Source organism: Streptomyces sp. NPDC016309 (assembly GCF_043077235.1).
In the GTDB taxonomy this organism is placed as follows: domain Bacteria; phylum Actinomycetota; class Actinomycetes; order Streptomycetales; family Streptomycetaceae; genus Streptomyces.
The window spans coordinates 107,685-126,805 of the sequence record NZ_JBIBSG010000006.1 but is presented as its reverse complement, the minus strand read 5'-3'; the positions used below and the strand labels follow the sequence as shown (position 1 = coordinate 126,805).

Here is a 19,121-nt window from a genome sequence, read left to right as displayed (position 1 = left end):
TCATGAACACCGGAGCGAAGATCACCGCATTCGCCGCCGCCCTCGCCGCGACCTTCGGCACGGCGTACGGGGTGGGGAAGGGCGTCGGGCCGGTCGTCGCGGCGGAGGAGCGGCCGGCCGCGGCGCACGGGCGGCACGACGCGCCCGCCACGCCCGCCGGAGCGGCCGAACCCCCGGTCCCCGGCGGGCTCCAGATCTCCGAGCGCGGCCGCACCCTGGCCCTGGAGCGGCCGGCCCTCACCGCCGGCGAGCCGGGTGAGCTGCGGTTCCGCATCGAGGACGGGCACGGGCGGGCCGTCACGGCGTACGAGCGGAAGCACGGCAAGGAACTGCACCTGGTGCTCGTCTCCCGGGACCTCACCGTCTACCGGCACCTGCATCCCGTACGGGCCGCCGACGGCACCTGGTCGACACCGGTGGAGCTGCCGCGGGCCGGCGACTACCGGGCGCTGGCCGACTTCACGCCCGCGGGCGGCGAGGCGCTGACGCTCGGCGCGGACCTCGCCGTGTCCGGCACGTACCGCCCGGCGCCGCCGCCCGCGCCGAACCGGGTCGCCGAGGTGGACGGCTACCGCGTCGAACTGGCCGGGACGCCCGAGCCGGGGCGGGCGGCAGAACTGACGCTGCGGGTCAGCCGGAACGGAAGGCCCGTCACCGACCTCCAGCCGTACCTCGGCGCGTACGGCCACCTGGTCGCGTTGCGCGCCGGAGACCTGGCGTACCTGCACGTCCACCCCCACGAGGGCCCCGCCGGGCCGGAGGTGGCGTTCACGGCCACGGCGCCGAGCGCGGGGGCGTACCGGCTCTTCCTCGATTTCCGGCACGGCGGGAAGGTGCGTACGGCTGCCTTCACCGTGCACGCGCATTAGGGTGGCATTGGACTAGACCTGTAGCCCGGTGAAAGGGAGCCGTCAGTGAGCAACCGTGCAGTCCTGGAGGTGATCGCCCTCGACGCGGAGGACGCGATCGCCGCACAGGCCGGAGGAGCGGACCGGCTGGAGCTGGTCACCGACATGGCCGCGGACGGGCTCACCCCCTCCCGCGAGACCTACGGGCGGATCCGCGCCGCCGTGGACATCCCGCTGCGCGTGATGCTGCGACTGGCCGACGGCTTCGCGGCCGGCGACGTCGACGCGCTGGTGCGGGTGACCCGGGAGCTGCGCGAGGAGGGCGCCGACGAGTTCGTCCTCGGCTTCCTCGACGCCGAGGGGAATGTCGACCTGGTGACCGTCGAGCGGGTGGTGGCCGAGCTGGAGGGCTGCCGCTGGACGTTCCACCGCGCCCTCGACCGGGCGGCCGACCGGGACGCGGCGCGCAAGCAGCTCGCGGACCTGCCGGGTCTGGACACCTACCTCACCGCCGGCTCGGCCACCGGTGTCGACGCGGGCCTGCCGACCCTGCTCGCCGAGGCCGACGCCGCCCGCCGCGGCGAACCGGGGTACGAACCCCGGCTCCTGGTCGGCGGCGGACTGCGCCTGGACCACGTCCCGGCGCTCCTCGCGGGCGGGATCACCGCCTTCCACATCGGCGGCGCCGCCCGCCCCTCCGGCTGGACCGCCCCGGTCTCCCCCACCGCGGTCCGCACCTGGCGCACCACCCTCGACGCCCCCGCCCCCTGACCCCCGGACCCCGACCGGAGGGCGCCCGCCCCCGGGCGGGCCCGGGCGGTGTGGGCGGGGTGGGCGGGGTGGGCGGGGTGAGCGGGCGGCAGAATGGGCGCATGGCGTCCCTTCCCGCGCACCCCGCCCACGACGACCTCCGCCGGCGCTGGCTGTCGGCCGTACGGGACGCGCCCCATGCCGACCGGTACGCCGACGACCTGCTCGCCCGCTGGGCCGAGCCGCAGCGGCGGTACCACACCACCGACCACCTGCTCGCCGTGCTGGACCGCGTCGACGAGCTGGCGGACCACGCGGACGACCCCGACCTCGTACGGCTCGCCGCCTGGTTCCACGACGCCGTGTACCTGCCCGAGCGGTCCACCAACGAGGAGCGCAGCGCCCGGCTGGCCGAGCGGGCCCTGCCCGAGCTGGGCTTCGACGGGGCGGCCACGGCGGAGGTGGCCCGCCTGGTCCGGCTCACGGTCACCCACGACCCGGCCGAGGGCGACCGCAACGGCGAGGCGCTGTGCGACGCCGACCTCGCCGTACTGGCCGCCACGCCCGACGCGTACGCCGTGTACGCCGCCGCCGTACGGGAGGAGTACGGCTTCGTCCCGGACGACGCGTTCCGCGCGGGCCGCGCGGCGGTGCTGCGCCAGTTGCTGGGCCTGCCGCGCCTGTTCCGTACGCCCCACGGGGCACGCGCGTGGGAGGAGCGGGCCCGGCAGAACCTGACCACGGAGCTGAAGCTCCTGGAGACCGCGGGAATGTAAGGGATCAACGAGGTGTTGACCCCTGGCATGCCGTCCTCCACCGATCGCACCCGCATGCCCCTGGCCGTCTACATCCTCGGCCTGTCCGTCTTCGCGCTCGGCACGAGCGAGTTCATGCTGTCCGGCCTGCTGCCGCCCATCGCGGAGGACATGGGCGTCTCCATCCCCCGGGCGGGGCTGCTCATATCCGCCTTCGCGATCGGCATGGTCATCGGCGCCCCGCTCCTCGCGGTGGCCACCCTCCGGCTGCCGCGCAAGACCACGCTCATCGCGCTGATCAGCACGTTCGGCGCCGGGCAGCTTGCGGGCGCGCTGGCGCCCTCGTACGGGATCCTCTTCGCCTCCCGCGTGGTCAGCGCGCTGGCGTGCGCCGGTTTCTGGGCGGTCGGCGCCGCCGTCGCCATCGCGATGGTGCCGGTCGGCTCACGCGCCCGCGCGATGGCCGTGATGATCGGCGGCCTGTCGATCGCCAACGTCCTGGGCGTCCCGGCCGGCGCGTTCCTCGGCGAGCACCTGGGCTGGCGGTCCGCGTTCTGGGCGGTCGGCGCCGCCTCCGCCGTCGCCCTGGCCGGCGTGGTGACCCTCATCCCCCGCATCCCCCTCCCCGACGAGAAGCCACGGCTCCGGCACGAGCTGAGCATCTACCGGGACCGGCAGGTCTGGCTCGCGGTGGCGGTCACCGCGCTCGCGGCGGGCGGCGTGTTCTGCGCCTTCTCCTACCTGGCGCCGCTGCTCACCGACGTGTCCGGGCTGGACGCCGGCTGGGTGCCGACCGTGCTGGCCCTCTTCGGCATCGGCGCGCTGATCGGCACGACGATCGGCGGCCGGGTCGCGGACGCCCACCTGTTCGGCGTGCTGCTCAGCGGCATCACCGCCTCGACGGTGTTCCTGGTGGCGCTCGCGGTCCTCGCCCCCAGCCCCGTCGCCACGGTCGTCCTCTCCTTTCTCCTCGGCGTCTCGGCGTTCTACACGGCCCCGGCCCTCAACGCCCGGATGTTCAACGTCGCCGGGGCGGCCCCCACCCTGGCGGGCGCCACCACCACGGCCGCGTTCAACCTGGGCAACACCGGCGGCCCGTGGCTCGGCGGCACCGTCATCGACGCGGGCCTCGGCTTCCCGTCCACGGCCTGGGCGGGCGCCGCGATGACCGTCCTCGGACTCGCGGCGGCGGCCGTGGCCCTGCGCCTGCACTCCTCGGCGTCCCGCGTGGTCACCGGCTCGGCCGTCCCGACGGCCCGGGACCGCGAGACCGCCCGCCGCTGAGCCCACCACCACCCACCGCCCGCGAGGGGCGGGAGCGGCCTCAGTCCGCCGACCGGTGCTTCGGACGGCGCAGACCGGACTCCTGGAGCAGGCGGACCAGTTCCTTCGACCCCACCTCGACCGCGCCCGCCGCCACCGCGTCGGCGTACCGCTCGGAGGGGACGTCGTAGTGGTCCCGGTCGAAGGCGCGGGGCGGGGCGCCGATCCCGGCGGCGAAGGCGTGCAGCTCGTCGTAGGACGTGTCGCTCACCATGTGGGACCACATGCGGCCGTGCCCCGGCCAGTTCGGCGGGTCGATGTAGACCGTCACGTGAGGCCGCCGACCCGGGCCACGACCACGCCCGCCTTGCCGCACACCCAGTGCGGGTCGGGGCCCAGTTCCGGTTCGACGTCCAGCGCGTGCGGGTCGCCGGAGCTGCACACGGGGCACAGCGGCCAGCGGCCGTACCGCTCCAGCAGGGCGTCCTGGACGTCCTGGGCGACGAGACCGGCGAGGTACTCGATGCCTTCCGGCCACTGCTCGACCCACCATCGGCGGTGCGTCACCGCGTCCTCGACGAGGGACACGACCTCGGCCTCGGCGACGTTCCGCGCCATGAGATCGGCGAGGACCAGGGCCCGCGCGGCGTGCAGGGCCTGCTCCAGGGGGTCTACGGCGTCCATGGAGCCATTGTCACCCCAGGTCCGGAGGGGTTGACGGCCCACCGGGCTGAAAATACCTTTCAGTGGTGACCAACAAGGTGAAGGAAATTTTCAGCAACGGTTCGGGGAGCACGGGCAGACCCGGCGGGGAAGCCGCCCCCGCGCCCGCCGCCCTCGCCGCCAAGGTCCGCACCCTCGCGCCCTCCATGACCCGCTCCATGCAGCGCGTCGCCGAAGCCGTCGCCGGTGACCCCGCCGGCTGCGCCGCCCTCACGGTCACCGGCCTCGCCGAGCTCACCGGCACCAGCGAGGCGACCGTCGTCCGCACCGCCCGCCTCCTCGGCTACCCCGGCTACCGCGACCTGCGCCTTGCCCTCGCCGGGCTGGCCGCCCAGCAGCAGTCCGGCCGCGCCCCCTCCGTGACCGCCGACATCGCGGTGGACGACCCGATCGCGGACGTCGTCGCCAAGCTCGCCCACGACGAGCAGCAGACCCTCGCCGACACCGCCGCCGGACTCGACACCATCCAGCTCGGAGCCGCCGTCACCGCCCTCGCCGGCGCGCGCCGCACCGACATCTACGGCGTCGGCGCCTCCGGCCTCGTCGCCCAGGATCTCGCGCAGAAGCTGCTCCGCATCGGACTCGTCGCCCACGCCCACAGCGACCCGCACCTCGCCGTCACCAACGCCGTCCAGCTCCGCTCCGGCGACGTCGCCATCGCCATCACCCACTCGGGCTCCACCGGTGACGTCATAGAACCGCTCCGCGCCGCCTTCGACCGCGGCGCCACCACCGTCGCGATCACCGGCCGCCCGAACGGCCCGGTGTCCCAGTACGCCGACCACATACTCACCACCTCCACCGCCCGGGAGAGCGAACTGCGCCCCGCCGCCATGTCGTCCCGCACCAGCCAGCTACTGGTGGTCGACTGCCTGTTCACCGGCGTCACCCAGCGCACGTACGAGACGGCCGCGCCCGCCCTCTCCGCGTCCTACGAGGCCCTCGCGCACCGCCACGCTCCCCGCACCCGCTGACGCACACGACGGAAGAGCACGACAGATGAACCCCTCCGAACTGTCCGGCCTCACCACGGAGGCCTTCCGGCCGGAGCTGGCGGACATCGACCGCCTCCCCACCGCCGAGATCGCCCGCCTGATGAACACCGAGGACCGGACGGTCCCCGGCGCAGTCGCCGCCGAACTGCCCCGCATCGCCGCCGCCATCGACGCCACCGCCGACCGCATGGCCCGCGGCGGCCGCCTCGTCTACGCCGGCGCCGGCACCGCCGGGCGGCTCGGCGTGCTGGACGCCAGCGAGTGCCCGCCCACCTTCAACACCGCCCCCCACCAGGTCGTCGGCCTCATCGCCGGCGGCCCGGCCGCGCTGCTGGAGGCGGTCGAGGGCGCCGAGGACTCCCGGGAGCTGGCCGTCGCCGACCTGGACGCCCTCTCCCTCACCGCCGACGACACGGTCGTCGGCGTCTCCGCCTCCGGCCGCACCCCCTACGCCGTCGGCGCGGTCGAACACGCCCGCGCCCGGGGCGCCCTGACGATCGGCCTGTCCTGCAACCCGGGCAGCACCCTCGCGGCGGCCGCCGAACACGGCATCGAGGTCGTCGTCGGCCCCGAACTCCTCACCGGCTCCACCCGCCTGAAGGCCGGCACGGCGCAGAAGCTGGTCCTCAACATGATCTCCACGATCACGATGATCCGGCTGGGCAAGACGTACGGGAACCTCATGGTCGACGTCCGCGCCTCCAACGACAAGCTCCGCGCCCGCTCCCGCCGGATCGTCGCCCTCGCCACCGGCGCCCCCGACACGGCCGTGGAAGCGGCCCTGGCCGCCACGGACGGCGAGGTCAAGCCCGCGATCCTCACCCTCCTGGCGGGTGTCGACGCCGAGACGGCGACCGCGCTCCTCACCAAGACCGACGGCCACCTCCGGGCGGCCCTGGAACAGTGACCGGCGGCGTCGGCCCGGGGACGAACGGGTGGGCCCACCACCCGCCCACCGGCGCGCACCCGCCCCACGGTGCCGCACCCCTGGCACCATCCGCGCCATGACCCCACCCGCGTCCGACCCCCGCACGACCGCCGCCGACCTCCTCCCCCTCGTCGGCGGCGCCGGGAACGTCACCACCGTCGCCCACTGCATGACCCGGCTCCGCCTCGGCCTCCGCGACCGCACCCTGGTCAGCGACGAGGCCCTCAGGGCCCACCCCGCCGTCCTCGGAGTCGTCGAGGACGGGGCGAGCTACCAGATCGTCCTCGGCCCCGGCACCGTCGCCCGGGTCACCCCCGAGTTCGAGGCGCTCCTCCTCCGGTCCCGGGGCGCCGCCCTGAGGGCCGGCCGGAAGGCCCGTAACGCCACCCCCGCCAAGCTCCTCCTCCGCCGCGTCGCGAACATCTTCGTGCCGCTCATCCCCGCCCTCATCGGCTGCGGCATCATCGCGGGCTTCAACGGCCTGCTCCTCAACCTCCACCGGCTCCCCGCCCTCACCCCCGCCCTCACCGCCATCGCCTCCGGCTTCATGGCGCTGATCGCCGTGTTCGTCGGCGTCAACACCGCCACGGAGTTCGGCGGTACGCCGGTCCTGGGCGGCGCGGTCGCCGCGATCGTCGTCTTCCCCGGGGTCGCCAAGGTCGAGGCGTTCGGCCAGCAGCTCGCACCCGGCCAGGGCGGAGTCCTCGGCGCCCTGGCCGCCGCGCTGCTCGCCGTACGGATCGAGAAGTGGTGCCGGCGCCGCGTCCCCGAGTCCCTCGACGTGCTGCTCACGCCCACGCTCACGGTGCTGCTCTCCGGCCTCGTCACCGTCTACGGCCTGATGTTCCTCGCGGGCGAGGTGTCCGCCGCCATCGGCAACGCCGCCGACTGGCTCCTGGTACGCGGCGGCGCGGCGGCCGGATTCGTCCTCGGCGGGCTCTTCCTGCCCCTGGTGATGGTGGGCCTGCACCAGGCGCTGATCCCCATCCACGCCACCCTCATCGAGCAGCAGGGCCACACCGTGCTGCTGCCCATCCTCGCCATGGCGGGCGCGGGCCAGGTCGGCGCCGCCGCCGCCGTCTACGTACGGCTCCGGCGCAACACCGCCATCCGCCGCACCATCAGGTCCGCCCTCCCGGCCGGCCTGCTGGGGGTGGGGGAGCCCCTGATCTACGGCGTCTCGCTGCCGCTCGGCCGCCCCTTCGTCACGGCCTGCGTCGGCGGCGCCTTCGGCGGCGGGTTCGTCGGCCTGTTCGGCATGCTCGGCGAGCCCGTCGGCGCCACGGCGATCGGCCCGTCCGGCTGGGCCCTGTTCCCCCTCCTCGCGGGCGGCACCGGCCTCGGCACGACGATCGCGGTCTACGCCGGCGGGCTGCTCACCGGCTACGTGGCCGGCTTCCTCGTCACGTACTGCTTCGGCTTCGGCAGGACGCTCCTCGAAGAGTTCGACGTGCCCCCCGAGGAGCCGGCCGCCCCCGGGGCCACCCGTGGCGCCGGGGCCACCGGGGGCTCCCCCGCCCCCGCCCCGCAGGCCTCCGAAGCGCCCGTCACCCCACCACCGGCTCCTTGACCACCCCCTTCAGGGCAGGCGCCCCCGCTGGTTCAACTCCCGAACGCGTGCGCGCAGCACCTCACCCGGCGGCGCGGGGGCCAGGGCGTCGGCGGGGCAGTCCCACTCCCGGCCGCCGCCCGGTGGACGCAGTTGTACGTAGCCGCCGACGTGCCCCATCACCTCGCCGATCCGGCCGTCCCGGCCGTCGATCACGTACTCGGGCCCGCCGCTCATCGCCGCGCCTCGTGCAGCACGGCGATCAGCCGCATGGCCGTGTCCACGTTGCAGCGCCCCAGGTCCACCAGCGGATACGGCATCTCGCTCGCGGCCGACACCGGGTCCACCCGCAGGGACGGCAGCGTCACGCCCACTCTGCCGAGCTCGTCCCGCAGTTGGTCCACCACGTGCTCCACGGATCGCATCCCCATGACCAGGCACCTCCACGCTGAGTGTTCGGCTTCTGTACACAGCGTGGTCGATTGGCGGCTAGTCTGAACACAAAGGCGGCCCAACAACCCCATCTGTGCTAACGGGAGTTGACACATGCCCGGTCCAAAGGATCTCGACCCGTCTTCCTCGCCCAGGGCACTGCTCGGCGCCGAGCTGCGCCATGCCCGCGAGAACGCCAGGCTCAGCCAGGACGCGCTGGGCCTGAAGCTCTTCGTGAGCGGCTCGTTCATCGGCCAGCTCGAAGCGGGTACGCGGCGGATGCAGCCGGAGTTCGCCGTCAAGATCGACGCGATACTGGATACGGACGGCTTCTTCGAACGCAACTGCGAGGCCGCCAACAAGTCGTCTTACCCGAATCACTTCGCCGAGGCGGTGGAAGCGGAAGCGGTCGCGACAACGATCAAGCAGTACGTACCGCTTCTCATTCCCGGCCTGTTGCAGATCGGGGAGTACGCCCGAGCCCTGTTCCAGGCGTACCAACCGATGGCGTCGCAAGCGGAGATCGACGAGCTGGTCAACGCACGGCTCGAGCGCGCGCACGTGCTCACCGATCCAACGAGGCCCTTGTTTTGGGCCATCCTGGACGAGTCGACGTTGCGGCGGCCGGTCGGCGGGCCATCAACCATGGCCAGTGCGCTGCATCATGTGGCCGTGCTGGCCAGGCAGCGTAAGGTCATTGTGCAGCTCCTCCCTTTCAACTCCGGAGCCATCGCGGCCCTCGGCGGCGGGATCAAGCTGATGTACTTCCCTGACGCACCGCCGCTCGCATACATCGACGGGGTCGGCACAGGCCACTTGTTGGATGATCCGGGGACGGTCGCACGGCACGAGTTCACCTACGATCTGCTGAGGGCCAATGCGCTGTCACCGGACGCCTCCCTGGCCCTGATCGAATCAGTGGCGGAGGATTACGCCCATGAAGATCGACACCCTTGAGTGGCGCAAGTCGAGCTACAGCGGCGGCGACGGTGCCGACTGCCTCGAAGTCGCCGACGGCCACCCGGACATGATCCCCGTCCGTGACTCCAAGAGCCCCACCGGCCCGGTGCTTGTGTTCCGGGCCGCCGCATGGTCCTCGTTCGTGGCGGACCTCAAGCGATAGCGCGCCACCGCGACCCCGGGGGTCACGCCCCGGGGCCGTAGCGCGTCTCCAGGAGGTGCCGCAGCAGCGCGAGGTCCTTGCGGTTGGCGCGGCGCATCGCGGCGGCGACGACCCGGCTGCCGCCGTCGCCCCGGTTGCGCAGGGTCATCAGCGTTCGGTCGCCCCCGGGGCCGTACGGCTCCCAGGTGTAGGTGGTCTCCATGGGGAACGGCCCCTGGTCGGCGCGCATCACCAGTCGGCGGCCGGGCTCGTACGCGACGATCTCGTAGGTGTACACGAGCCTCCGGCCGAGGAAGCGGGCGACGAACGCGGCCCGTGCGCCGACCTCGACCTCCGCCGGGGTCTCCCACTCGACGGAGACGATGTTGACGTACCACTCGGGCGCGTTCGACGGGTCGGCGGCGTAGGCGGCGACGAGGTCGCACGGGGCGCCGATGACGGTCTCGGTGAGGACGTCGACGGCCATGGGTCCAGCGTATGCCCCGGCTGCGAGCGGGGGCTCAGGCCCGGCCCTTCTCGTAGGTGACCAGGCCGTGGGTGAGCTTCAGCGGGACGCCGATCAGCTCCACCAGGAGGGCCTTCCATGCGTAGACGATGTTGACCATCTTGTTCATATAGACGAACGGGAAGTTGCGGAGGATGCGCAGCCAGGACAGGTGGCGGCGTCTTATCGCGTAGATCAGCGGCAGCCACATCAGCACCATCTCGAAGCCCAGCCACCACATCAGGGTGGTGCCGACGTCCTGGTGGAGGACGAAGATCAGGAAGAACGGCATGACGTACCAGAGTGGCGCGGTGACGATGTCCCAGCAGGCGATGAGGATCCAGAGGAACAGCATCGGCTTGTGGCAGATCATGCCCTTGGAGTGGATGCGGACGTTCTGGAAGAAGCCGGCCATCCAGCGCCATACCTGCTTGCGCAGGTAGGTGAGGTCGGAGGGGTCGGCCGCCCACGCGACGGCGTCGCCGACGTAGACCGCGCGACGCCCCTCGATCTGCTTGCTCCAGGTGTAGTCCATGTCCTCGACGATGGTCCGCTCGGGAAAGCCCCCGAAGCTGCGCAGTTCGTCGGTGCGGAAGGCCGAGCAGCAGCCGGAGCAGACGACCGGGCTGTTGGCGGCGTTCTGGATCGGCCGCTGGAAGTGGAAGCCGAAGAGGTACTCGATGCACCGGCCCCGCTCGGTCGCCCTGTCGTCGAACCTGGTCTGGACGCAGCCGGCGGCGATCGCCACGCGGTCGTCGTGGAACGCGGCCTCGATCAGTTCGACGTAGTCGGGCGCGAGGAGCGTGTCGGCGTCCACCGGCAGGACCAGGTCGGTCCGCACCGCGGGCAGCCCGTAGTTCTGGGCCTTCGCCTTGCTCCCCCGGTTGCGCTCGGGTCGGACGACGGTCACGCCGTAGGACCGGGCGATGTCGCCGGTGCGGTCGGTGGAGCAGTCGTCGACGACGATGATCTCGTCGAAGGGGTCGGTCTGGTCGAGGAGGGACCGGAGGGTGTCGCCGATGGCCTCCTCCTCGTTGTGGGCGGGGACCAGGGCGGTGACGGACAGCCGTCCCGTCCCGGGCCCGGGATGTCGTACCGGCGTGACGTTTTCACGCTCGATGGTGCCGACGGGGGTCATCAGTGATCCCTGAACCAGCTCAGCGTCTTGCCGACGACCGTCGCGATGATGCCGACGACGGCGTACAGAGGCCAAGAGATTCCGGTGTGTGCGAGTGAGCCGTACATGGTGTGCCGACTTCCCTGAAATGCGGTTCGAGGGGAGGGGCGCGATCGATGGCGCCGGGGGCCGCCCGCGCCGGGAGGCGCTTACGGGCTAACCATGGGTCGTACGTTTACGTTGTATACCCGATTGTTCACCCGGGAGAAGTGCCACGTCAAGCCCCAAATGGGGAATACGTATACAAAGGCCGCGTACGGTGTAGATACGACGAGGGGACGGCAGCCGATGGCTCATGACGACACGGCCGGCGGACGGCGCGCCAGTGACAGAGGGCGTTACGGGCGGCTCACCCGCGAGCGCGTGCTGGCGGCCGCCCTCGGGGTGGTCGACGCGGAGGGGCTGTCGGCGCTGAGCATGCGCCGCCTCGGCGCCGAGCTCGGCGTGGAGGCCATGTCGCTGTACCGGTACCTGCCCGGCAAGGGAGCCCTGCTGGACGGACTGGTGGAGGCACTGCACCAAGAGGTGGAGGAGCTCCTGGCGCCGGACGCCGACGCGGGAGCGGGCCCGGAAGCGGACGGGGACGCCGAGGACTGGCGCGCGGGGCTCCAGCGGATCGCCCGCGCCACGTACGCCGTCGCCCTGCGCCACCCCGAGGTCGTGCCCCTGCTCGCGACCCGGATGCTGAGCGTGCCGCTCGCCCGCCGGCCGGCCGCCGTGCTGCGCGTCGACGAGCGGATCCTCCGCCTGCTGCACCAGGCGGGGCTGGACGAACCCACCGCGACGGCCGCCCACCGCGCCTTCACCGCCTGGCTGCTCGGCTACCTGCTGGTGGAACTGCGCGCGATGGTCGACGCGCCCGACGAGCCGGAGCCGGCGTTCCGGCTCGGCCTGCACCGCATGCCCGCCCAGGACTTCCCGCGCCTCCGCGCGAGCGCCGTGTCCCTCTCCGGCCGGGGCGGGCGCGAGGAGCTGGCCGCCGGGGTCGACGCGCTCCTCGACCGCGTGACCGGCGCCCGGCCCCGGGAAACGCCCGAGGGCGGCACCCCCTGGGAGTAGGGGTGCCGCCCTCGGAACGAAAGGACTGTGTCCGATCCGCGAGGATCAGAAGTCCATGTCACCGCCCGGCATGCCGCCCGGAGCACCGGCCGCGGCCTTCTCCGGCTTGTCGGCGATGACGGCCTCGGTGGTGAGGAACAGCGCCGCGATGGAGGCCGCGTTCTGCAGAGCGGAACGGGTCACCTTGGCGGGGTCGATGATGCCCTCGGCGATCATGTCGACGTACTCGCCGGTCGCGGCGTTCAGGCCGTGGCCGACGGGCAGGTTGCGCACCTTCTCGACGATGACGCCGCCCTCGAGACCACCGTTGACGGCGATCTGCTTCAGCGGGGCCTCCAGCGCCAGGCGAACGATGTTCGCGCCGGTCGCCTCGTCGCCCTCGAGCTCGAGCTTCTCGAAGACCGAGGAGGCCTGGAGCAGGGCCACGCCACCACCGGCGACGATGCCCTCCTCGACGGCGGCCTTGGCGTTGCGCACCGCGTCCTCGATGCGGTGCTTGCGCTCCTTGAGCTCGACCTCGGTGGCGGCACCGGCCTTGATGACGGCCACGCCGCCGGCCAGCTTCGCCAGACGCTCCTGGAGCTTCTCGCGGTCGTAGTCCGAGTCCGAGTTCTCGATCTCGGCACGGATCTGGTTGACGCGGCCCGCGACCTGGTCGCTGTCACCGGCACCGTCGACGATGGTGGTCTCGTCCTTGGTGATGACGACCTTGCGGGCGCGGCCCAGCAGGTCCAGGCCGGCGTTCTCGAGCTTGAGGCCGACCTCCTCGGAGATGACCTGGCCACCGGTGAGGATGGCGATGTCGTTCAGCATGGCCTTGCGGCGGTCGCCGAAGCCCGGGGCCTTGACGGCGACGGACTTGAAGGTGCCGCGGATCTTGTTGACGACCAGGGTCGACAGGGCCTCGCCCTCGACGTCCTCGGCGATGATCAGCAGCGGCTTGCCGGACTGCATGACCTTCTCCAGCAGCGGGAGCAGGTCCTTCACCGAGGAGATCTTCGAGTTGACGATCAGGATGTACGGGTCGTCGAGCGACGCCTCCATACGCTCCATGTCGGTGGCGAAGTACGCCGAGATGTAGCCCTTGTCGAAGCGCATACCCTCGGTGAGCTCCAGCTCCAGACCGAAGGTCTGGGACTCCTCGACGGTGATGACGCCTTCCTTGCCGACCTTGTCCATGGCCTCGGCGATGAGCTCGCCGATCTGGGTGTCGGCGGCGGAGATGGAGGCCGTGGAAGCGATCTGCTCCTTGGTCTCGACATCCTTCGCCTGCTCGAGCAGCGCGCCGGAGACGGCCTCGACGGCGGTCTCGATGCCGCGCTTCAGGGCCATCGGGTTGGCGCCGGCGGCGACGTTGCGCAGACCCTCGCGGACGAGCGCCTGGGCGAGGACGGTCGCGGTGGTCGTACCGTCACCGGCGACGTCGTCCGTCTTCTTGGCGACTTCCTTGACCAGCTCGGCGCCGATCTTCTCGTACGGGTCCTCGAGCTCGATCTCCTTGGCGATGGAGACACCATCGTTGGTGATCGTGGGGGCGCCCCACTTCTTCTCGAGGACGACGTTGCGACCCTTGGGGCCCAGGGTCACCTTGACGGCGTCGGCGAGCTGGTTCATGCCGCGCTCGAGGCCGCGCCGTGCCTCCTCGTCGAACGCGATGATCTTGGCCATGTGAAGTGGTCCTCCCGGACTGGGGTGGATGCTCCGGACCGCGCTGGCGCCCGCGACGGACGGTCTGCCTGCCTGAGGTGGTTCCTTGCCCCACCGGCCTGCGGACCTCACCGACCCGGTCCTTCGTTGTCACTCTCACCTTCAGAGTGCTAACGCCAATGATTAGCACTCGACCCCTGCGAGTGCAAGCGCCTCTCGCGGAGAGAACCCCCTCGGGGGCCTCCGCCCGGGGGCGCGGCGCGTCCCGGCCGGCCCGGAGAAACACCGAGGGGCCCGGGCGAATGCCACGGGCCCGGACGAACGCCGAGGGGCTCGCGTCCCCTGGAACGCGAGCCCCTCGGCTCTTGACGTGCGGTACTGACGAGACTTGCGATGTCGACAGTCGATGGTCGGTCGATCGCGACGCGGCTCTCAGCCGGCGGCGAGCTTGACCATGTCCGCCTGCGGACCCTTCTGGCCCTGCGAGATCTCGAACTCGACCCGCTGACCTTCTTCAAGGGTGCGGTAGCCGTCCATCTGGATCGCGCTGTAGTGGACGAAAACATCCGCACCACCGTCGACCGCGATGAAGCCGTACCCCTTCTCCGCGTTGAACCACTTGACGGTGCCCTGAGCCATGCCTAACTCCCCTATTACTGGCCCTTGCACAGGACCGCACTTCGCGGACCCGGGTCAGACCTCGCCCCCCTGACAGGTGGAGGCGTGCGCCGGAACGCGTCGACCGCCGCTGAATGTATCTGCCCAACTGCCGTCTGCAACAGGTCAATCGGACGAGAAATCCGAGCATGCGTGAACGGAAAAGGGGGCTGAAGTAGCCAAAATCCCGGGCAAGTCGGGCCGGGCAAAGCGCGCAAATGGCGCAACTCTCGGGCTCACATTGACTGCATCTTGTCGCGACCGCGCACCTTCTCATATGCGTGCGGCACAGGCGGTGGCGGGGACTTCCCCAACTCTACCGCGCTCAACCATGCAGAATTGCCCCCTCCGCTTTCTCTCGCGGAGGGGGCAATGTCCGTCACGCTGCGTACGTCAGCAGCCGCCCGCGACGGCCGGGATGATCGACACGCCGGCACCGTCGGGCGTGGCGGTGGCCAGACCGTCCTCGAAGCGCACGTCGTCGTCGTTGACGTACACGTTCACGAAGCGGCGGAGCTTGCCCTGGTCGTCCAGGACACGCGCGGCGATGCCCGGGTGGTTCTTCTCCAGCGACTCGATGACCTCGGAGAGGGTCGCGCCCTCCGCCGGGACCTCGGCCTGGCCGCCCGTGTACGTACGGAGGATGGTGGGGATGCGGACGTTGACGCTCATGTCGTGGTGCTGCCTCTCAGTCGGTCAGGCCAGGCCGGCGGCGCGGAAGGCGTCCAGGCTCGGGCGGATGGTGGCGGTCGGGCCGGTGGTCGGCGCCACCGCGTCGAGGGTCTTCAGGCCGTCGCCCGTGTTGAGCACGACCGTGGTGAGCGACGGGTCCAGCACGCCCGCCTCGATCAGCTTCCTCGTCACGCCCACGGTCACCCCGCCCGCCGTCTCGGCGAAGATGCCCTCCGTGCGCGCCAGCAGCTTGATCGCGTCGACGACCTGCTCGTCGTTCACGTCCTCCACCGCGCCACCCGTGCGGCGGGCGATGTCCAGCACGTACGGGCCGTCCGCCGGGTTGCCGATGGCCAGCGACTTCGCGATCGTGTTCGGCTTCTGGGGCCGCACGACGTCATGACCGGCCTTGAAGGCCGCCGACACCGGGGAGCAGCCCTCCGCCTGCGCACCGAAGATCCTGTACGGCTTGTCCGCGACCAGACCGAGCTCGACGAGCTCCCGGAGCCCCTTGTCGATCTTCGTGAGCTGGGAGCCGGACGCGATCGGGATGACGAGCTGGTCCGGCAGCTCCCACCCGAGCTGCTCGCAGATCTCGTACGCCAGGGTCTTGGAACCCTCCGCGTAGTACGGCCGCAGGTTCACGTTCACGAAGCCCCAGCCCTCGCCCAGCGGGTCGCCGATGAGCTCGGAGCAGAAGCGGTTGACGTCGTCGTAATTGCCCTCGATGCCGACCAGCTCACCGCCGTACACGGCGGCCATGACGACCTTGCCCTGCTCCAGGTCGTGCGGGATGAACACGCACGAGCGGAACCCGGCCCGCGCCGCCGCGGCGCCCACGGCACCCGCCAGGTTCCCCGTGGAGGAGCACGACAGCGTGGTGAAGCCGAAGGCACGGGCGGCCTCCAGCGCCTGGGCGACGACCCGGTCCTTGAAGGAGTGCGTCGGGTTGCCGGAGTCGTCCTTCACGAACAGCTTGCCCGGCTCGACGCCCAGCTCGCGCCCCAGGTTGTCCGCCCGGACGAGCTTGGTCCAGCCGGGGTTCAGGTTCGGCTTGTCCGCCACGTCGGACGGCACGGGCAGGAGAGGGGCGTACCGCCAGATGTTGGCGGGACCGGCCTCGATCCGCTTGCGCAGGGCTTCCGGGTCACCCACCGGCAGGTCGTAGGCGATCTCCAGCGGCCCGAAACACAGCTCACAGGCGAAAACCGGACCGAGCGGGAAGCGCTCGCCGCATTCGCGACAGGAGAGGGCGGAAGCAGGCCCGAGGTCGACGTTCTTGGCGGTGGCGACAGTCTGTACAGCCATGGAGGCGAGGCCCTTTCTCCTCATCTTCCTCATGGCGCACTTCGCCATGAGACGGATTTGGCACCTTCCCTAGCCGGGGCCTCGCGCAAGAGCTGACGAGTGCCGACTGGAGGGTTGCCGGGGCTTCAACGGGCCGTGTCCCTCTGCCCCTCTGGATGAGCGGTATTCGATTGTGTGGTGCGTGTTCACCAACGTGGGGACCCGACATGCGACGGTCATCCGCGTTGTTCAAGACTGTAACCGAACCCCCCGACGCCCGAGATGGTCGTCCGAAACGCGAGATGGAGATCACGTGCTGGAAGAGGTGGAGCGCTGGCTGGAACGGCGGTCCTGGTCCATGGCCGACCGGCCGCTCGACCGGCTGCTCGCGGCCAAGCACGGCACGACCGTCAGCGTCGTCCTGCCGGCGCTGAACGAGGAGGCGACGGTCGGCGACATCGTCGCCACCATCCGCCGCGACCTCATGTCACCCGCCGTCCCCCTCGTCGACGAACTCCTGGTGATCGACTCCGGCTCCACCGACCGCACCTCCGAGGTGGCCGCCGCCGCGGGCGCGCGCGTGGTGCACCGGGACGCGATACTCCCCCGCATACCCGCCCTCCCCGGCAAGGGCGAGGTTCTGTGGCGCTCCCTCCTCGCCACCACCGGTGACGTCGTCTGCTTCGTCGACGCCGACCTGCGCGACTTCTCGGCCGATTTCGTCAGCGGCATCGTCGGCCCGCTCCTCACCGACCCCACCGTCCACCTGGTCAAGGCCATGTACGACCGGCCCCTGGCCGGCACGCCCGGCCAGGGCGGGCGGGTGACCGAGCTGGTGGCCCGGCCGCTGCTGAACCTCCACTGGCCGCAGCTCGCCGGCTTCGTCCAGCCCCTGGGCGGGGAGTACGCGGCCCGCCGCTCGCTCCTGGAACGGCTGCCCTTCCCCGTCGGGTACGGGGTCGAACTCGGCCTGCTGGTCGACGCCCTGCACACCGTGGGCCTCGACGCCCTCGCCCAGGTGGACGTGGGCGTCCGCAAGCACCGGCACCAGGACGAACGGGCGCTGGGCCGGATGGCGGCGGCGATCTACCGCACGGCCCAGCTACGGCTGTCGCGCGGGCACCTGGTCCGGCCGCGGCTGACCCAGTTCGACCGCGGGGAGGACGGCTTCGTCCCGCGCACGCACGACGTCGACACCGAGGAACGGCCCCCGATGATCGAGGTGGCCGAGTACGCACGGCGCCGCCGCGTGGCGTGAGCGCCATACGTTTGAGTGTTTGGGCTACGGGCTAGGTTCGTCTCCATGGCAGCCCAGATTCTTGTCGCCTCGAACCGCGGTCCGGTCAGCTACGTGCCACGGGAGGACGGGACCTTCGACACCCGGCGCGGCGGCGGCGGACTGGTGTCGGGACTGTCCGCGATCGGGCCCGACGCGGGCGCGCTCTGGGTGTGCGCGGCCCTGAGCGACGGCGACCGGCAGGCCGTGCGCCGGGGCGCCGCGGTCGAGCCGGGCGTGAAGATGCTGGACATCGACGCGGCCGTGCACGCCGACGCCTACAACGGCATCGCCAACTCCGTGCTGTGGTTCGTCAACCACATGCTGTACCAGACCCCGCTGGAGCCGGTCTTCGACGCGGAGCTGCGCCGCCAGTGGGCGTCCTACCGCCTCTACAACCGCGCCTTCGCCGAGGCCCTCGCCGTGGAGGCGGCCGACGACGCCGTCGTGATCGTCCAGGACTACCACCTGGCCCTGGTCCCCGGCATGCTCCGCGAGCTGCGCCCCGACCTGCGGATCGGCCACTTCTCGCACACCCCCTGGGCCCCTCCCGAGTACTTCGCCATGCTGCCCGACGACATCGCGGAGGAACTCCTCCTCGGCATGCTCGGCGCCGACCGGCTGGGCTTCCTGACCTGGCGCTGGCTCCAGGCCTTCCAGGACTGCTGCGCGTCCGCCCTCAAGGACATGGACGTGACGACGCAGTGGCCCAAGGACCAGTCGCCGAGCGTGCGCCACTCGGCGCACGGCACGCCACACCAGACACACCTGGGCGTGCACGGCCTCGGCGCGGACGCCGACTTCCTCCGCGAGCGGTCCCGCCGCCCGGACGTCGAGGACCGGATGGCGGCCCTGCGCGAGCAGATCGGCCCCGACCGCCGGACCGTCGTGCGCGTCGACCGCACCGAACTGTCCAAGAACATCGTCCGCGGCCTCCTCGCCTACCGGCACCTGCTCGCCGAGCGGCCCGAGTGGCACGAGCGGGTCGTCCACCTCGCCTTCGCGTACCCCTCCCGCCAGGACCTGGCCGTCTACCGCGAGTACACCGCCGAGGTCACCCGCCTCGCGGACGAGATCAACGCGGAGTACGGCCGCGACGGCTGGACCCCGGTGATCCTGCACGTCGAGGACGACTTCGCCCGCTCGCTGGCCGCGTACCGGCTGGCCGACGTGGCCCTGGTCAACCCGATCCGGGACGGCATGAACCTGGTCGCCAAGGAGGTCCCCGTCGTCTCCGACGCGGGCTGCGCCCTGGTCCTGTCCCGCGAGGCGGGCGCGCACGAGGAGCTGGGCGACGACGCGATCACGGTGAACCCGTTCGACGTGGTCGGCACCGCGGACGCCCTCCACGAGGCCCTCTCCATGCCCCTCACCGAGCGCGCCGACCGCACCAAGCGCCTGGCCGCCGCCGCCACGTCCCTCCCCCCCTCCCGCTGGTTCCTCGACCAGCTCACCGCCCTCCGCTCCCTCTGACCCCTCCGGCGGGGCGCCGCCCC

General features: G+C 71.8%; 22 protein-coding genes and 1 riboswitch. Of the genes, 12 read left to right on the top strand and 10 right to left on the bottom strand.

Annotated features, from left to right (window positions below; translation table 11 throughout):
• The first annotated feature begins 2 nt into the window (after positions 1 to 2).
• From ACF068_RS16890 to ACF068_RS16875, 4 genes are all read left to right on the top strand, one after another.
• A complete protein-coding gene (locus ACF068_RS16890; RefSeq protein ID WP_392275002.1) occupies positions 3 to 869 on the top strand; it encodes a hypothetical protein in 867 nt (288 codons plus the stop codon).
• Between the two features lie 45 nt (positions 870 to 914).
• The gene (locus tag ACF068_RS16885; RefSeq protein ID WP_392275001.1) at positions 915 to 1,619 is read left to right on the top strand and encodes a copper homeostasis protein CutC; all 705 of its coding nucleotides are present in this window, start codon (positions 915 to 917) and stop codon (positions 1,617 to 1,619) included.
• Between the two features lie 101 nt (positions 1,620 to 1,720).
• A complete protein-coding gene (locus tag ACF068_RS16880) occupies positions 1,721 to 2,374 on the top strand; it encodes an HD domain-containing protein (protein WP_392275000.1) in 654 nt (217 codons plus the stop codon).
• 54 nt (positions 2,375 to 2,428) lie between these two features.
• On the top strand, positions 2,429 to 3,637 hold the full coding sequence (locus tag ACF068_RS16875; RefSeq protein ID WP_392275302.1) for a Cmx/CmrA family chloramphenicol efflux MFS transporter: 1,209 nt from the start codon (positions 2,429 to 2,431) through the stop codon (positions 3,635 to 3,637).
• Between the two features lie 40 nt (positions 3,638 to 3,677).
• Here ACF068_RS16875 and ACF068_RS16870 read toward each other — a convergent pair whose 3' ends face one another.
• Complete coding sequence (locus ACF068_RS16870; RefSeq protein WP_392274999.1) at positions 3,678 to 3,947, bottom strand: DUF4031 domain-containing protein; 270 nt, start codon at positions 3,945 to 3,947, stop codon at positions 3,678 to 3,680.
• On the bottom strand, positions 3,944 to 4,300 hold the full coding sequence (locus tag ACF068_RS16865) for a hypothetical protein (protein WP_392274998.1): 357 nt from the start codon (positions 4,298 to 4,300) through the stop codon (positions 3,944 to 3,946). The genes ACF068_RS16870 and ACF068_RS16865 overlap by 4 nt, the downstream gene beginning before the upstream one ends.
• A gap of 65 nt (positions 4,301 to 4,365) precedes the next feature.
• Between ACF068_RS16865 and ACF068_RS16860 the strand changes: the two genes are divergently transcribed.
• The 3 genes from ACF068_RS16860 to ACF068_RS16850 all read left to right on the top strand — a co-directional run bounded on the left by ACF068_RS16860 (position 4,366) and on the right by ACF068_RS16850 (position 7,832).
• Entirely contained in the window at positions 4,366 to 5,313 is a 948-nt protein-coding gene (locus ACF068_RS16860) for a MurR/RpiR family transcriptional regulator (protein ID WP_392274997.1), read from the top strand.
• A 25-nt stretch (positions 5,314 to 5,338) separates the two neighbouring features.
• Positions 5,339 to 6,241 carry an N-acetylmuramic acid 6-phosphate etherase gene (murQ, locus tag ACF068_RS16855; protein WP_392274996.1) on the top strand — a complete coding sequence of 301 codons (903 nt, stop codon included), beginning with the start codon at positions 5,339 to 5,341 and terminating at the stop codon, positions 6,239 to 6,241.
• Between the two features lie 97 nt (positions 6,242 to 6,338).
• Positions 6,339 to 7,832 (top strand): PTS transporter subunit EIIC, encoded by a 1,494-nt coding sequence (locus ACF068_RS16850; protein WP_392274995.1) that lies wholly within the window; start codon positions 6,339 to 6,341, stop codon positions 7,830 to 7,832.
• Positions 7,833 to 7,841: 9 nt separating this feature from the next.
• On the opposite strand, the gene ACF068_RS16845 is transcribed toward ACF068_RS16850, so the two are convergent.
• Together ACF068_RS16845 and ACF068_RS16840 are read right to left on the bottom strand one after the other, a co-directional pair.
• The gene (locus ACF068_RS16845) at positions 7,842 to 8,048 is read right to left on the bottom strand and encodes a hypothetical protein (protein ID WP_392274994.1); all 207 of its coding nucleotides are present in this window, start codon (positions 8,046 to 8,048) and stop codon (positions 7,842 to 7,844) included.
• Positions 8,045 to 8,242, bottom strand: coding sequence for a hypothetical protein (locus ACF068_RS16840; RefSeq protein ID WP_392274993.1), 198 nt, complete (start codon positions 8,240 to 8,242; stop codon positions 8,045 to 8,047). The genes ACF068_RS16845 and ACF068_RS16840 overlap by 4 nt, the downstream gene beginning before the upstream one ends.
• A 115-nt stretch (positions 8,243 to 8,357) precedes the next feature.
• Here ACF068_RS16840 and ACF068_RS16835 point away from each other — a divergent pair, with 115 nt between their 5' ends.
• Both ACF068_RS16835 and ACF068_RS16830 read left to right on the top strand, forming a co-directional pair.
• Positions 8,358 to 9,200, top strand: coding sequence for a helix-turn-helix domain-containing protein (locus ACF068_RS16835; RefSeq protein ID WP_392274992.1), 843 nt, complete (start codon positions 8,358 to 8,360; stop codon positions 9,198 to 9,200).
• Entirely contained in the window at positions 9,181 to 9,366 is a 186-nt protein-coding gene (locus ACF068_RS16830) for a DUF397 domain-containing protein (protein ID WP_392274991.1), read from the top strand. Before ACF068_RS16835 ends, ACF068_RS16830 begins: the two co-directional genes overlap by 20 nt.
• 22 nt (positions 9,367 to 9,388) lie before the next feature.
• Here ACF068_RS16830 and ACF068_RS16825 read toward each other — a convergent pair whose 3' ends face one another.
• Positions 9,389 to 9,832: an SRPBCC family protein gene (locus ACF068_RS16825; RefSeq protein ID WP_392274990.1), complete on the bottom strand. Its 444-nt coding sequence runs from the start codon at positions 9,830 to 9,832 to the stop codon at positions 9,389 to 9,391.
• A gap of 34 nt (positions 9,833 to 9,866) precedes the next feature.
• Positions 9,867 to 10,988 (bottom strand): glycosyltransferase, encoded by a 1,122-nt coding sequence (locus ACF068_RS16820; protein WP_392274989.1) that lies wholly within the window; start codon positions 10,986 to 10,988, stop codon positions 9,867 to 9,869.
• Between the two features lie 327 nt (positions 10,989 to 11,315).
• On the opposite strand from ACF068_RS16820, the gene ACF068_RS16815 reads away from it, so the two are divergent.
• On the top strand, positions 11,316 to 12,086 hold the full coding sequence (locus tag ACF068_RS16815) for a TetR/AcrR family transcriptional regulator (protein ID WP_392274988.1): 771 nt from the start codon (positions 11,316 to 11,318) through the stop codon (positions 12,084 to 12,086).
• A gap of 45 nt (positions 12,087 to 12,131) precedes the next feature.
• Here the strand turns inward: ACF068_RS16815 and groL are convergent, their stop codons facing one another.
• The 4 genes from groL to thrC form a co-directional block, all read right to left on the bottom strand.
• On the bottom strand, positions 12,132 to 13,754 hold the full coding sequence (gene groL, locus ACF068_RS16810; protein WP_392274987.1) for a chaperonin GroEL: 1,623 nt from the start codon (positions 13,752 to 13,754) through the stop codon (positions 12,132 to 12,134).
• Positions 13,755 to 14,165: 411 nt separating this feature from the next.
• Positions 14,166 to 14,372, bottom strand: coding sequence for a cold-shock protein (locus ACF068_RS16805; RefSeq protein WP_008743607.1), 207 nt, complete (start codon positions 14,370 to 14,372; stop codon positions 14,166 to 14,168).
• 411 nt (positions 14,373 to 14,783) lie between these two features.
• Positions 14,784 to 15,062: a ubiquitin-like small modifier protein 1 gene (locus ACF068_RS16800; protein WP_156693656.1), complete on the bottom strand. Its 279-nt coding sequence runs from the start codon at positions 15,060 to 15,062 to the stop codon at positions 14,784 to 14,786.
• A gap of 24 nt (positions 15,063 to 15,086) precedes the next feature.
• Positions 15,087 to 16,403, bottom strand: coding sequence for a threonine synthase (gene thrC / locus ACF068_RS16795; RefSeq protein WP_392274986.1), 1,317 nt, complete (start codon positions 16,401 to 16,403; stop codon positions 15,087 to 15,089).
• Positions 16,388 to 16,532, bottom strand: a riboswitch (SAM riboswitch). (Overlaps the previous gene by 16 nt.)
• Positions 16,533 to 16,662: 130 nt before the next feature.
• Between thrC and ACF068_RS16790 the strand changes: the two genes are divergently transcribed.
• Entirely contained in the window at positions 16,663 to 17,607 is a 945-nt protein-coding gene (locus ACF068_RS16790; protein WP_392274985.1) for a glucosyl-3-phosphoglycerate synthase, read from the top strand.
• A 45-nt stretch (positions 17,608 to 17,652) separates the two neighbouring features.
• On the top strand, positions 17,653 to 19,098 hold the full coding sequence (locus ACF068_RS16785; protein WP_392274984.1) for a trehalose-6-phosphate synthase: 1,446 nt from the start codon (positions 17,653 to 17,655) through the stop codon (positions 19,096 to 19,098).
• The last annotated feature ends 23 nt before the right edge of the window (positions 19,099 to 19,121 follow it).

Bases quoted from the DNA above. Each gene is read 5' to 3' on its own strand.
- ACF068_RS16875 (WP_392275302.1), top strand. From the start codon at position 2,429: ATGCCCCTGGCCGTCTACATCCTCGGCCTGTCCGTCTTCGCGCTCGGC.
- ACF068_RS16840 (WP_392274993.1), bottom strand. From the start codon at position 8,242: ATGGGGATGCGATCCGTGGAGCACGTGGTGGACCAACTGCGGGACGAG.
- ACF068_RS16805 (WP_008743607.1), bottom strand. From the start codon at position 14,372: ATGGCTCAGGGCACCGTCAAGTGGTTCAACGCGGAGAAGGGGTACGGC.
- ACF068_RS16785 (WP_392274984.1), top strand. From the start codon at position 17,653: ATGGCAGCCCAGATTCTTGTCGCCTCGAACCGCGGTCCGGTCAGCTAC.
- thrC (WP_392274986.1), bottom strand. From the start codon at position 16,403: ATGAGGAAGATGAGGAGAAAGGGCCTCGCCTCCATGGCTGTACAGACT.
- ACF068_RS16820 (WP_392274989.1), bottom strand. From the start codon at position 10,988: ATGACCCCCGTCGGCACCATCGAGCGTGAAAACGTCACGCCGGTACGA.
- ACF068_RS16800 (WP_156693656.1), bottom strand. From the start codon at position 15,062: ATGAGCGTCAACGTCCGCATCCCCACCATCCTCCGTACGTACACGGGC.
- ACF068_RS16825 (WP_392274990.1), bottom strand. From the start codon at position 9,832: ATGGCCGTCGACGTCCTCACCGAGACCGTCATCGGCGCCCCGTGCGAC.
- ACF068_RS16890 (WP_392275002.1), top strand. From the start codon at position 3: ATGAACACCGGAGCGAAGATCACCGCATTCGCCGCCGCCCTCGCCGCG.
- groL (WP_392274987.1), bottom strand. From the start codon at position 13,754: ATGGCCAAGATCATCGCGTTCGACGAGGAGGCACGGCGCGGCCTCGAG.
- ACF068_RS16865 (WP_392274998.1), bottom strand. From the start codon at position 4,300: ATGGACGCCGTAGACCCCCTGGAGCAGGCCCTGCACGCCGCGCGGGCC.
- ACF068_RS16835 (WP_392274992.1), top strand. From the start codon at position 8,358: ATGCCCGGTCCAAAGGATCTCGACCCGTCTTCCTCGCCCAGGGCACTG.
- ACF068_RS16880 (WP_392275000.1), top strand. From the start codon at position 1,721: ATGGCGTCCCTTCCCGCGCACCCCGCCCACGACGACCTCCGCCGGCGC.
- ACF068_RS16815 (WP_392274988.1), top strand. From the start codon at position 11,316: ATGGCTCATGACGACACGGCCGGCGGACGGCGCGCCAGTGACAGAGGG.
- ACF068_RS16850 (WP_392274995.1), top strand. From the start codon at position 6,339: ATGACCCCACCCGCGTCCGACCCCCGCACGACCGCCGCCGACCTCCTC.
- murQ (WP_392274996.1), top strand. From the start codon at position 5,339: ATGAACCCCTCCGAACTGTCCGGCCTCACCACGGAGGCCTTCCGGCCG.
- ACF068_RS16845 (WP_392274994.1), bottom strand. From the start codon at position 8,048: ATGAGCGGCGGGCCCGAGTACGTGATCGACGGCCGGGACGGCCGGATC.
- ACF068_RS16830 (WP_392274991.1), top strand. From the start codon at position 9,181: ATGAAGATCGACACCCTTGAGTGGCGCAAGTCGAGCTACAGCGGCGGC.